11 protein-coding genes are annotated in these 11754 nt (G+C 65.8%); 3 read left to right on the top strand and 8 right to left on the bottom strand.

The features are described 5' to 3' along the window. Positions 1-541: 541 nt before the first annotated feature. The 4 genes from ACFUTU_RS00445 to ACFUTU_RS00430 all read right to left on the bottom strand — a co-directional run bounded on the left by ACFUTU_RS00445 (position 542) and on the right by ACFUTU_RS00430 (position 4112). Complete coding sequence (locus ACFUTU_RS00445; RefSeq protein ID WP_377959798.1) at positions 542-1258, bottom strand: YoaK family protein; 717 nt, start codon at positions 1256-1258, stop codon at positions 542-544. Positions 1259-1477: 219 nt separating this feature from the next. Further along, positions 1478-2050, bottom strand: a complete 573-nt coding sequence (locus ACFUTU_RS00440) for a flavin reductase family protein (RefSeq protein WP_377959797.1) — start codon at positions 2048-2050, stop codon at positions 1478-1480. A gap of 2 nt (positions 2051-2052) precedes the next feature. Next, the gene (locus tag ACFUTU_RS00435; RefSeq protein WP_377959796.1) at positions 2053-3099 is read right to left on the bottom strand and encodes a methionine synthase; all 1047 of its coding nucleotides are present in this window, start codon (positions 3097-3099) and stop codon (positions 2053-2055) included. A gap of 20 nt (positions 3100-3119) precedes the next feature. Beyond that, the gene (locus ACFUTU_RS00430) at positions 3120-4112 is read right to left on the bottom strand and encodes a DUF1852 domain-containing protein (protein WP_377959795.1); all 993 of its coding nucleotides are present in this window, start codon (positions 4110-4112) and stop codon (positions 3120-3122) included. A gap of 123 nt (positions 4113-4235) precedes the next feature. On the opposite strand from ACFUTU_RS00430, the gene ACFUTU_RS00425 reads away from it, so the two are divergent. Beyond that, entirely contained in the window at positions 4236-5177 is a 942-nt protein-coding gene (locus ACFUTU_RS00425; protein WP_377959794.1) for a LysR family transcriptional regulator, read from the top strand. A 446-nt stretch (positions 5178-5623) separates the two neighbouring features. Here ACFUTU_RS00425 and nagA read toward each other — a convergent pair whose 3' ends face one another. The 4 genes from nagA to ACFUTU_RS00405 are packed head-to-tail and all read right to left on the bottom strand — an operon-like array spanning position 5624 to position 10251. Continuing rightward, entirely contained in the window at positions 5624-6751 is a 1128-nt protein-coding gene (nagA, locus tag ACFUTU_RS00420) for an N-acetylglucosamine-6-phosphate deacetylase (protein WP_377959793.1), read from the bottom strand. Then, positions 6748-7797 carry an SIS domain-containing protein gene (locus tag ACFUTU_RS00415; RefSeq protein WP_377959792.1) on the bottom strand — a complete coding sequence of 350 codons (1050 nt, stop codon included), beginning with the start codon at positions 7795-7797 and terminating at the stop codon, positions 6748-6750. The genes nagA and ACFUTU_RS00415 overlap by 4 nt, the downstream gene beginning before the upstream one ends. A 46-nt stretch (positions 7798-7843) precedes the next feature. Then, the gene (locus tag ACFUTU_RS00410) at positions 7844-8836 is read right to left on the bottom strand and encodes an N-acetylglucosamine kinase (protein ID WP_377959791.1); all 993 of its coding nucleotides are present in this window, start codon (positions 8834-8836) and stop codon (positions 7844-7846) included. Beyond that, on the bottom strand, positions 8836-10251 hold the full coding sequence (locus ACFUTU_RS00405) for a sugar porter family MFS transporter (protein ID WP_377959790.1): 1416 nt from the start codon (positions 10249-10251) through the stop codon (positions 8836-8838). The genes ACFUTU_RS00410 and ACFUTU_RS00405 overlap by 1 nt, the downstream gene beginning before the upstream one ends. Before the next feature lie 115 nt (positions 10252-10366). Between ACFUTU_RS00405 and ACFUTU_RS00400 the strand changes: the two genes are divergently transcribed. Next, positions 10367-11083 (top strand): GntR family transcriptional regulator, encoded by a 717-nt coding sequence (locus ACFUTU_RS00400; RefSeq protein WP_377959789.1) that lies wholly within the window; start codon positions 10367-10369, stop codon positions 11081-11083. A 176-nt stretch (positions 11084-11259) separates the two neighbouring features. Then, a complete protein-coding gene (locus tag ACFUTU_RS00395) occupies positions 11260-11715 on the top strand; it encodes a hypothetical protein (protein WP_377959788.1) in 456 nt (151 codons plus the stop codon). Positions 11716-11754: the final 39 nt, after the last annotated feature.

Here is an 11754-nt window from a genome sequence, read left to right as displayed (position 1 = left end):
GGCAGTGCCGCTCTGGTGAACCATCCCGGCAGGGGACGCCGCCGGGGCTAGTCATCCAGTCGGGCGCGTGGCTGTCGCGTCGTGGAGGTCAGGCAGGTACTTCTCCTGCTCCTCGATCTTGCGGCGGTAGCAGTCGTGGGCAGCTTGTATAGCTGTCTATACGTTGGGTTCAGCTTCTGTGCCGACCATGAGCAGAGAAGCCGAACCACCAGAGAAGAGCCCGCTATGTGACCACCCGCCGGGACTCTTCGCTCTCCCTGCAGAATTCGCCAGGTCGTTTGACAATTTGCCGACAAGGCCGCGCATTTCACCCTAGATGCGGTTTCTCGCATTTTAACGAGCGTTCGCCTAAAACGCCGATAATGCAGATTACGTAAAGCTGCTCCGTGGGCTTTGGCTACCTTTATGGTTCGGTCGGTGGTTAGGCCCGTCTAACGAGGTGCTCCATGGAGGTCTGCCATCCGAGGATTTCGCGTGGTCGCTGGTTGAGTTCGGTGGCGACAACACTGACGTGTTCGCGCTATGCGTGGGATGTACCGCATCAATGCCAGCGGCGACTCCCCAAGACCGTCACAGCGGCGGTGATGGCGATGCCGAGGCCGATCGGGACGCTGAGATGGATCCGGAGCAGGAGTACTCCGATGGCGGCCCCTGCGAACATAGCGAGGACAGCGCCCAGCCGTCGGTTGAGTAACCGGGGCCGTTGCTTGCCCACAAGTGACTCTCCGGCGAGGGAAGTCATCGTGGAAGTAATGACCACTGTGGTCATGTCCCGTACGCTCAAATGCCGCGCAATCAGGGCCTGGGAGCCCATGTGCATGGCGATAACGGCGGCAACAATGACACCAATGGACTGCCGGCCGACGTCTTCCACGATGAGAGAGATGGCGGCGGTTCCCGTCAACGCCATACAACCCGCTGTGAGAAGGAGCGTGACCCTGCGGTTCCAGCCTTTCGGGCTTGACTGGAGCGTAAATCCGGCAACCGCCGCGCCGAGGAGAAAGGCGCCAAGTGCTACCAGTGGGCCCAAAGTTGGCAGGTTCGCCGCCCCGGCCAACGCCATCGCAAGAATCACCACGTTGCCGGTCATGTTTCCGGTGAAGATGTGATCAAGTCCAAGGTATCCGACCGCGTCAACCACGCCTGTAACGAGGGTGAGGGTCATCATGAGCATCAGTCGGAACTTTTCTGGAGACGACGCATTATCTTGCGGGGTAGAGGCGGTTTTAGTACCTGAGCTGGCTACGGCTGATGTCATTGTTTAAGGGATCCTTCATCGTGAGGGGTGATCTCTGTGACCACCCCTCGGACATGCTTGTTGGTGGGTTTAGATGTTCAATCAGGCCCTCGGCAAGGATGTGGTCGTTGGCCGTCTGTGCGTCCTTGCCGCCAACCACGAAGCGCGGATGACGGCGGGAGTTGTGCTCCCGCCGTCGTGAGCCGTTCGGCTTGCTGCCTCGCATTTTTGGCGCGGCGCTCAGCCTTCAAGCTTGGAATGCTCGCCCAGACGGTGCCATGAACGGTTGTGGTAGACCAGAGCGTCGCCGGGTTCGCCCGCTTGGACGTCACGCATCACGCGGGACTCCAGGGCGTGAACGGCGATGATTGTGGAGGTCCCCACCTCCATGCGGTCGATGACGGCGCAGCGCACCCAGGCGCGGACATCGTCATACACCGCTTCGCCGGTTGCAAGGGGCGACCAGCGGTGCGTCTGGTCAAAGCGGTTAGCGCCGGGGGTCGCTCCAAACTTCGCCAGGTCGACGTCGTGCGCGTCCAGTAGGTGCACGACGACGGTTTCGGCGCGCGAAAGCACCTCTGACGCAGAGGACAGTGCCGAGACCGAGAAAATCAGCAACGGAGGTTCCGCACTCACTGACACGACCGACGATACCGTCAGCGCCACCGGTCCTTCGCCGGCATCCGCCGTGATGACGGCGACACCTCCCGGGTGGCCACGGAACAGTGCTTTGAATTCGTCAGCCGTGAGGGAGGACGGGAAGCTTTGCTTCGGAGCCTCGAGCCAAGTGTCTGCTGGGTAGGCGTGAAACATGGTTATGACACGCTGGGGGCGGAGCGGGCGAGTTCCTCGCGAATGATGTTCGTCCCTGCGCTGAGAGCACTCAGCTTGGCCAGTGCGACGTCCCGGGGGAACGGTGCCATTCCGCAGTTGGAGCTGGGAATGAGCTTGTCCGCATCAACGAACTGCAGGGCCTTGCGGAGGGTGTTGGCGACGTCCTCCGGGGTCTCGATGGTCTCGCTTGCGACGTCGATTGCCCCGAGCATGACCTTCTTGCCACGGAGGAGCTCAATGAGATCCATGGGCACGTGGGAGTTCTGGCATTCCAGCGAGATGATGTCGATGCTGGAGCTCTGCAGCAGCGGGAACGATTCCTCGTACTGCCGCCACTGTGAGCCGAGCGTCGCCTTCCAGTCAGTATTCGCCTTGATCCCGTAGCCGTAGCAGATATGCACGGCGGTCTCCGCACGCAGTCCTTCTGCCGCTCTCTCAAGCGCAGCCACGCCCCAGTCCTTGACCTCATCGAGGAAGACATTGAACGCGGGCTCGTCGAACTGGATGATGTCCACCCCGGCCGCCTCCAGTTCTTTCGCCTCCTGGTTCAGGATCGTGGCAAACTCCCAGGCCAGCTTCTCGCGGCTCTTATAGTGGTCATCGTAGAGCGTGTCCACCATCGTCATTGGACCGGGAAGAGTCCATTTGATCGGCCGGTCGGTGGCTGCGCGGAGGAACTTCGCGTCTTCGACGAATACCGGCCGTTCGCGGCGCACCGGTCCGACGACGGTCGGCACGCTCGCGTCGTAGCGATCGCGGATGCGCACGGTCTTGCGCTGTTCAAAATCGACGCCGCTGAGATGCTCGATGAAGGTCGTCACGAAGTGCTGGCGGGTTTGCTCGCCGTCGCTGACGATGTCGATGCCGCGTCGGCTCTGTTCGTGGATGGCGATGCGAAGGGCGTCCTGCTTGCCCTCGAGCAGCGCATCTCCCTCCAGCTTCCACGGGGACCAAAGAGTCTCCGGCTGTGCGAGCCACGATGGTTTCGGCAGGCTCCCGACAAGGGTGGTGGGCAAAAGTGTGTTCATGATTGACGATTCTCCGTAGGTCAGTTGACGAGAGCGGGGTAGTTGGCGGTCCACTGGTCCAACAGATCCTTGTGGGGTGTGATGAAGTGCTCCTCCGTGTACTTCGCCTGCGTGATAGCGAGCTGAGAGCGCTCGACGCGGTCGTAAGCGATCTGGGTCCGCGAGTAATCCTGCTCTCCCAGGCTCGGCTGGTAGACGACGGCGGCGGCGGAGTTCGCGTTGTAGACCTCCGGGCGGTAGATCTTCTGGAACGTCTCCATGGTGCTGATCGTGCCGATGAGCTGCAGGTTGGAGTAATCGTTGAGCAGGTCGCCGCGGAAATAGAAGGCGAGCGGCGCAACGCTGCCGCGTGGCATGAAGTAGCGGACCTGCAGCCCCATCTTTGCGAAGTACGCGTCCGTCAGAGAGTACTCGTCCTGCTGGTACTCGACGCCCAGGACCGGGTGACGGTTCCCGGTTCGCCGGTACGTCTTGCTTGTGGAGACGCTGATGCAGACCACTGGGGGCTGCGGGAAGCGTTCCTGGCATTCCGGGGAATCGAGGAAGTGCTGGAACAGTTTGCCGTGAAGATCGCCGAAGTCCTCGGGAACGGCGGGCTTGCCTGAGTCCCCTGCTGCCGCCGGCAGTACAACGCTGAAGTCGAAGTCACGGACGTAGGAGGAGAAGTTGTTCCCCACGATCCCCTGATGGCGGACCCCGTTCAGCAGGTCGACGATCTGGATGTCGAGAACCTCGAACAGAGGGAACTGCTGATCCGTGCCTTCTGCGGTGAGCTGTATCTGCACGGAGACGATCTCAAGCTCGAGCGTGTAGCGGTCCCGGTCAGGGTTGTCCCAGTCTGCGAGATCGTTAAACCGGCGCCGTATCATGGTCAACGCGTTGCGGAGGTTCTCCTGGCGGTGCTCGCCCCGTGCCAGGTTGGCGAAGTTCGTTGTGATCCGGGAGCCTTCCGACGGGCAGTAGTCCTCGTCGAAGCGGGTGGTGGTGATACTGAAGGTGAAGTCGTCTGCCATGCGCTGCCAATCCGTTGTTGATGGGCCGGAGACGGCCTTCCAGAAGGTGATGCATCCATGGTGCCGCCTTCCGGGGGGTATCGGGTAACTAGGCGCTACTATGCATTCATATAGACTTTTCCTATGCCACAGCTTTCGAGCGGACTGACCCTGCAGCAGCTCCGCTACTTCATTGAAGTTGCAGCCGAGGGGTCGATCTCTGCAGCTGCCGATCTTCTCTATGTCGCGCAGCCGACAATGTCCGCAGCGATGAAGGACCTTGAGGCCCGGGTAGGCCGTTCGCTCCTGCTTCGCTCTGCCCGCGGGGTCACCCTCACCGCCGACGGGGCAGAGTTCCTTGGTTACGCCAGGCAGGTCGTGGAGCAGTTCGCCCTCCTCGAGCAGCGCTACCTAGGCAGGCCGCCGACGCGACGTCTGCTCGGGGTGTCAACGCAGCACTACTCGTTCGCGGTGGACGCCTTTGTCCGGATGGTGAAGGCCACTGAGGTGGCCGAATACGAGTTCTCGCTGCGTGAGTCCCGCACCTGGGACATCATCGAAGATGTCCGGACGCTCCGTAGCGAGATAGGCATCCTTTACCGGAACGACTTCAACCGGAAAGTCATCGACAAGCTGCTCCGGGAATCCGGGCTTGCGTTCACTCCGCTTTTCCTCGCCGATCCGCACATTTTCATTTCACGGAGGAACCCGCTCGCCTCAAAAGAGCGTGCGACTCTCGCCGATCTCGCCGGCTTGCCGCGCCTAACCTTCGATCAAGGTGCGAACAACTCTTTCTACTTCGCCGAGGAGATTCTCTCCACCTTGTCCAGCAAGCAGGAGATCCGGGTCTCTGACCGTGCGACGATCTTCAATCTCATGATCGGGCTCGACGGCTACACGATCTCGACGGGCATCATCAGCGGGCAGCTCGACCCGGAGATCGTCGCCATCCCGCTCGAGGTTGACGAACGCATCGAGATCGGCTGGATCGGCCATGCCTCTATTCCGCTTACAGACCAAGCGCAGCGGTACCTCAGGGAATTACGGGTTGTCGTCGCTGAGTTCGGCGTAGCGCTACTCGACTGACTGCAGTTGAGTGGGCGGGTCTTTACCCCTTCGGTGATCGGACGTGTTTGTTGCAGCCGAGCGCGTTGCTGGTATCGCACATGCCCGCCGCCGGTAATGGATATTCGGTCAAGTAGCCATCGTGTCATGCCAGCGGGAACAGAAACCCTGGGAGGGTCCGGTACCCACCGCGCCCATCAATTTCGGCGTCAGAATCGGGCGAAATCCCGTCTAATTGACAGTCGCTCCATTGTGCTCTCAAATCTCACCCTGGCACTCGGAGGGGCGGTAAATCCCGGGTGTGGTGACCAGGATCATCTAAATGGTCCGAAGAATCGGGGCCTGATGGACATCTCTTCGGGCAGGGGCTTGCGACGTCACGTCTCGCCGCCCTGCAGGTAAGCTCGCCGCCCTACAAGCGGCCCGTCATGCCGGGGAACCCGGCGTCAGAAGATCAACCACCGCGGTTACAACCACCGCCCCGCGTGCATCACCGCCGCCACCTGAAGGTCCGGTGCCAGAACCACCAAATCCGCCTGCCGCCCCGCCTCGATCCGGCCGACGTCGGACAGCCCCAGCATGTCCGCCGGGTTCTGGCTCGCCGCACGGACGGCGTCGGCGAGCGGGATGCCGGCGTCAAGGACGGCGTGCCGGACCGCTGCATCCAGCGTGAGGATGCTGCCGGCGATCGTGCCGTCGCGGACCAGCCGCGCCTCGCCGTCGGACACCCGGACGTCCAGCCCGCCCAGCTGGTAGGTGCCTTCGTCCGCGCAGGCCGCCGCCATCGCGTCGGTGACAAACACCGCCCGCGCCGGGCTGGACAGGATGAAGCGGACCAGTGACGGATGGAGGTGGACGCCGTCGGCTATCACCTCCGCGAAGACCGAAGGGTCCTCCAGCAGCGCCAGTGCAGGGCCGGGCTCCCGGTGGTGCAGCGGCCGCATCGCGTTGAACACGTGCGTTCCGGCCGTGGCCCCCGCAGCGATTGCCTGCCGGGCGAGATCGTAGCCGGCACCTGTGTGGCCGATGGCCGCGACAGCGCCGTAGCCGGTGACCTGCCGGACGGCGGCCAGGCCGCCGTCCAGTTCAGGGGCGATCGTGACCATCTTCACTGTGCCCCGCCCGGCGAGCATCAGCCGGTCGACGGCGGCCGGTTCCGGCGCGAGCAGCAGTTCCTCCACGTGGGCGCCCCGGTGGTCGGGGCTGAGCCACGGGCCCTCAAGATGGATCCCGGCCAGCACCCCCTGCTCCACCAGCGACGCCAGCGCGGCCACTGCCTTCTCAAGCTCCGGAAGCGGCGCGGTGACCAGGCTGGCCATCAGCGTGGTGGTGCCGTGCGAACGGTGCACCTCTGCGATCCGGACCGCGGCGGCAGCGGGATCAGCGTCATTGAAGCTGAAGCCGCCGCCGCCGTGGATGTGGGCGTCCACGAAACCCGGGGCGAGGGTGTTGTCCGCGAAGCTGAAGTCGGGTTCCCGGGCGGGCAGTCCGGGACCGGCGGCAACAATCACGGAACCGTCGGTTTCCACCCAGCCCGGCTCCAGCACGGTGTCCGGCAGGATGACCCGGGCAGCAGAAATGAGCGTCGGACTCACCAGGTTTCCGTGATCTTGCGCAGCCCCCGGGGCGCATCCGGGTCATGGCGCCGGGCGCCCGCCATCGCATGGGCCAGCCGTTGCAGGGGCATGATTTCCAGGACCGGCGCAAGCTGCTCGTGGACGGCCGGCAGCGGCACCACGTGGTTCCCGGCCCGGGCAGCCCCGGCGTCGCCCACCAGGCAAATGTCTGCGCCCCGCTCCGCCAGGCGGTCCAGCACCGGATCGAGGGCCCGGCCGCCGGCGCCGGGGGAGGCGACGGCGATGACGGGCCGGTCGGCGTCGATCATCGCGAACGGCCCGTGCAGCAGGTCCGCGCCGGAAAAGGCGTGCGCGGCCAGATAGGACGTTTCCATCAATTTCAGTGCCGCCTCCCGTGCGGTGGGGTAGGAGAAGCCGCGGCCCGTCGTGATGATGTGGTTCACGAAGCGGTAGCGGTCAGCCACCTCCAGTATCTCCGGCCGGGCCAGTACATCGGCGGCGAGACGCGGCAGGTCCGCCGCTTCCGCAGCATTCCCTCCCGCCCACGCGTCGATAAGCAGCCACAGCCCCAGCAGCTGCGACGTGTAGCTCTTGGTCGCGGCCACGGCACGCTCCGGCCCGGCCAGGATGTCCAGGTGGTGCCGGGCGGCAGCCGCCAGCGGCGAGGACGGGGCGTTCGTGACGGCCACGGTGAGGGCACCGCCCCGGGCGGCCGCGGCGGTGGAGTCCACCAGGTCAGGGGAGCCGCCCGACTGGCTGACCGCCAGCCACAGCACCCCGTCCATCCTCGGCTCGGCACCATACACGGTAAGGCTCGACGGCGACGCAAGGCCGGCCGGCAGCCGCAGCACCGTCTCGATGAGGTACTTCGCGTACAGGGCCGCGTGGTCGCTGGTGCCGCGTGCGGCCAGCAGGACGTACCGGATGTCGGCGTCCCGGAGGATGCCGGCCAGCCGGGCTACGTCGGGGCGGCCGTGCTCAAGCAGCCGGGCCAGCGATTCGGGCTGTTCGAGGATTTCGGCGGCCATCAGGGCGCCGGGGGCGGTGATGTTTTGGGTGGTCATGGGTCTCCTAGGTGCGGTCGGTCGGGGTAGCTATCGAGAGAGGGGATCAGACTGGGACTCCGGCGGCCGGCCGGAGCGGTGTAAGGGCGAGCTGGCCGGCCAGCTCCACGGCGCCCCAGGCGGGCGCCCGCTCCAGTACGCGGACGTCGGTGAGGCCGCGAACTGCCAGCAGGTCGCGCACCTTGGCGGCCAAGGAAGGCTGGTTCACCAGCATGCCCCCGGCCAGCAGTACCGGTGCGGGGGAGGGTTCCGGTGCCCCTTCCGCAAGGGTGCCCAGCCTCCGGTTCACCGTCACGGCCAGTGTGGCGAGGTGCCCGGCGGCGTCCTCAACGATCGCTGCGCTCGCGGAATCCGTGACCGCCAGGGCAAAGACGGTTCCGGCCAGCCCGGCCCAGAACCGGCGCTCCGGCATGCGGTAGAAAAGGTCCAGCAGACCGGCGGGTTCCATGGTGCCGGTCTCCGCCAGCAGCCGGGCGGTCAGCGGTCCGGCGCGCAGCCCCTGGTCCGACTCCTCGAGGGCGTTGCGGACCGCGCTGCGGGCGACGGCGTAGCCGCTGCCTTCGTCGCCGAGCAGGTAGCCCCAGCCGCCGGCGCGGGCTTCCCGGCCGTCACCGGCCTTCGCCCAGGCGGCGGAGCCGGTGCCGGAGATGAGGACGGTGCCGGCCGTGAGGCCTCCGGCGGCGAGGATGATCCGGGTGTCGTGGTCCACGTGGATCCGGGCTCCGGGGAAGCGGCCGGCCAGCAAACTCGCCAGGCGTTCCCGGGCCGCCGGTGTGTCCGCCCCGGCGGCGCCGGCAAACACGGTGTGGATTCCGTGGGCCGCAGGATCGCCGATGCCAAGCCGGGTTGCCAGGTCGTCCAGCGCCGCGGCGGCTTCGTGTTCCCCGACGGAGGCGATGTTCGCGCTGCCCACCGTGCACTCGGCGGGCTGCCGGGGAACTGTTGTGCCGCCGTCGTCCTTAACAACGGCGTCCGTTCCAGCATCCGCAAGCATGGCGTGGGTCTTGGAGCCGCCAATATCCAGTCCGAGAACACGCATCACTTGGCCGCCGGCGTGTTGCTGTCAGCATTGCCGCTAGCTTCCGGCCAGCGCGCGCCGTTCTCCCAGTAGTGGCGGATCTCCTCGAGGTTCCGGCCCTTGGTCTCGGGGGCGAGCCGGTGGACGAAGACGAAGCCGGCGATGGCCAGCGCACCGAACACCGCGAACGTTCCGGCGCCGCCGAGCCGCTGCAGCATGGTCAGGAAGAAGGCGGCGACGATCACGTTGGCCACCAGGTCGGAGGTCAGCATGGCGCTGGCGCCCAGGGAACGCAGCCGGGCCGGGAAGGACTCGCCGGCGTAGACCCAGACCAGCGCGCCGAAGCCGAAGGTGAAGCCCACTGTGAACAGCAGGACCCCGAGGAAGCCCACCACGGTCAGGACGCCGCCGAAGTCGCGTCCGGCCATGAAGACCCCCACCAGGATGGCGTTGGCCACGATCATCATGCCGATGCCGCCGAGCAGGATGGGGCGCCGGCCCACGCGGTCCACGAGGGACAGCGAGACGAAGACGGCCACGAGCGAGGCGGCCTGGACCAGTGCGGGCAGCAGCAGGAGGGCTGCGTTGCCGGTGAAGCCCATGGCCTCGAAGATCCGCGGGCTGTAGTACACCACGGCGTTGATGCCGGTGATCTGGATGAAGAAGCCGAGCCCGACGACGAACACGGTCGCCTTCAGGTAGGGGGAGCGCAGCATCTCGCGGAGGCCCCCGCCGCGCTCCTCGCTGATGGCGCGGCGCATGTCCGCGAGTTCGGCGTCCACGTCGGCATCAGGCTCGATCGAGCTGAGGGTGCGGCGGGCCTCTTCGGTGCGGCCGCGCATCATGTACCAGCGGGCAGTGTCGGGGAGGCGGAGAGTGACGGCGAGGACCGCGATGGCGGGCACGGCGGCCAGGCCCAGCATCAGCCGCCAGTTTTCGGTGGCGGACAGGACGTAGGCGGCCAGGTAGCCGATGATGATGCCGATGACCGTGGCCACCTGGTACGCCACCAGCAGGGCACCGCGCACCTTGGGCGGCGCTGATTCCGCCACGAAGACGGGCACCACCACCACGGAAATGCCGATGGTCAGGCCCAGCAGCAGTCGGGCGATGAGCAGCATGGGAACGTCGGCGGCGATGGCGCTGAGCACCGCGAACGCCGCGTACGCTCCGGCCACTCCCACCATGCAGGCCTTGCGGCCCACCTTGTTGGCCAGCCAGCCGCCGAGGACGGCGCCCAGGACTTCACCGACGACGACGGCGGTGGTCACCAGCTCCTGCTGGCTGGTGGAGAGCTGGAACTCCTTGGTGATGAACAGCAGGGCGCCGGCAATATTCGACAGGTCGTAGCCGTAGATTATGCCGATGGTGGCGGCGGTGCCGCCCACCAGAAGGCCGAGGCGGGGCGTCTGGCGCAGGTCTTGCAGGAACGACATCTTTGGGGTCCTTGGAAGTGTGATGGGGAGGGGTTGGCTCTACTGAATTGGTGTAAACCAATTTCCATCATTTTGGCCTAGACCAATTTTTGTGTCAATAGGTACCATCAGATCCATGGAAACCTCCGCGGCTGCAGCCCTGCCCAAGTACTACGTACTCAAGGAGCAGATCCTCGCCCTCATCGAGGACGCGGCACCCGGAACGCTGATCCCCACCGAGCGGGCGCTCGCGGAGCAGTACGGAACGTCCCGCACCACCGTCCGGCAGGCCATCGGCGAGCTGGTGGCTGAGGGCCGCCTGGACCGGACGCAGGGGCGGGGCACCTACGTGGCGCCGCCTAAGGTGACGCACGTCCGCCAGCTCACGTCCTTTTCCGACGACGCCGCCAGCCAGGGCCACACGGCTGCTGCCCGGATTGTGGATGTGAGCGTGCTGCCGGCGGACCCGGCCACGGCGCGGCGCCTGGCGCTTGAGCCGGGTACGGACATCCACCGGGTGGAGCGGATCAGGCTGGTCGACGGCGAGCCGCTGGCGCACGAGGTCGCCTTCCTCGCCGGGCCGCTGCCGGACCTTGAGCGGACTGTCGCGGAACGCGGTTCGCTGTACACGGCACTGCGGGAGGACTACGGAATCCGGATCGCCGAGGTGGAGGACACCGTGGAGACGAAGCTGGCCGGTCCGGCCGAGGTGCAGCTGCTCGACGTCGAGATGGGTGCTCCCATGCTGCTGGTGCACCGGCTGGGCTTCACCCCCGAGGGGCGGCCAGTCGAGTGGACGGAGTCGGTCTTCCGGGGCGACCGCTTCCGCTTCGTCGCGCGGATGCACGTCTGAGCAGGCGTTTCTTCCGTGGGGCATGCGCTGTGTTACGCCCAACTGCGGCAGATGAAGCACTGTTGCGTTGCACGACGGCGGGTGTCGCCAAGCGTTGTGAAGCAAGTTACCGGGTGGTTGGGTAAGTCCATAATCACGACGGGGCGGCGTAGCGCCCTCCCTGAAACGAGGGGGACATGATCACAGCTTTGGTTCATAGAATCCGGACGCAATGCAGCGCTGAACTGAACACCTTCCGCAGCCAGGTTAACGCGCTGGCGCGGCAGGACTTCGGTGCCGGAGGCCTGGACGCGGCAGCCACCACCATGGCCCGCCGCCCGTGCCTGGCCACCCCTGGAGTTTCGGTTGACATCGTCGGCTTCACCTGCCCCCGTTCTTCCGCCGGGAAACCGTCGGTGCGGGTTGCCGTGTCCCTGAGCCTGCAGCCGGGCCGGATGGCCTCCGCTGTCCACTGGGAGGAGGCCCATGCCTGGGCTGGGGCCGTGGCCGGCGGGGAGTGGGCGGCAGCCGAATATGTCGGAAGCCAGGAGAGCCCCGACGGGATGGTCTTTCACTACGCACTGAAAAACGCGGACGACCCCGCAGCCGTGCCCGAGTACTCCGCCGTGCCGCACTATTCCAAGGCGCTGTAACAGGACCGACGTTGTCGCCACCCCGCGCGAACTGGCAGC

The organism is Arthrobacter sp. NPDC057388 (assembly GCF_042668165.1).
Taxonomy (GTDB): Bacteria; Actinomycetota; Actinomycetes; order Actinomycetales; family Micrococcaceae; genus Arthrobacter.
Note: the sequence above shows the minus strand (reverse complement) of the source record. Positions and strands in the feature narration are given on the sequence as shown.

Bases quoted from the DNA above. Each gene is read 5' to 3' on its own strand.
- ACFUTU_RS00425 (WP_377959794.1), top strand. From the start codon at position 4,236: ATGCCACAGCTTTCGAGCGGACTGACCCTGCAGCAGCTCCGCTACTTC.
- ACFUTU_RS00395 (WP_377959788.1), top strand. From the start codon at position 11,260: ATGATCACAGCTTTGGTTCATAGAATCCGGACGCAATGCAGCGCTGAA.
- ACFUTU_RS00440 (WP_377959797.1), bottom strand. From the start codon at position 2,050: ATGTTTCACGCCTACCCAGCAGACACTTGGCTCGAGGCTCCGAAGCAA.
- ACFUTU_RS00415 (WP_377959792.1), bottom strand. From the start codon at position 7,797: ATGACCACCCAAAACATCACCGCCCCCGGCGCCCTGATGGCCGCCGAA.
- ACFUTU_RS00445 (WP_377959798.1), bottom strand. From the start codon at position 1,258: ATGACATCAGCCGTAGCCAGCTCAGGTACTAAAACCGCCTCTACCCCG.
- ACFUTU_RS00400 (WP_377959789.1), top strand. From the start codon at position 10,367: ATGGAAACCTCCGCGGCTGCAGCCCTGCCCAAGTACTACGTACTCAAG.
- ACFUTU_RS00435 (WP_377959796.1), bottom strand. From the start codon at position 3,099: ATGAACACACTTTTGCCCACCACCCTTGTCGGGAGCCTGCCGAAACCA.
- ACFUTU_RS00430 (WP_377959795.1), bottom strand. From the start codon at position 4,112: ATGGCAGACGACTTCACCTTCAGTATCACCACCACCCGCTTCGACGAG.
- ACFUTU_RS00405 (WP_377959790.1), bottom strand. From the start codon at position 10,251: ATGTCGTTCCTGCAAGACCTGCGCCAGACGCCCCGCCTCGGCCTTCTG.
- ACFUTU_RS00410 (WP_377959791.1), bottom strand. From the start codon at position 8,836: ATGCGTGTTCTCGGACTGGATATTGGCGGCTCCAAGACCCACGCCATG.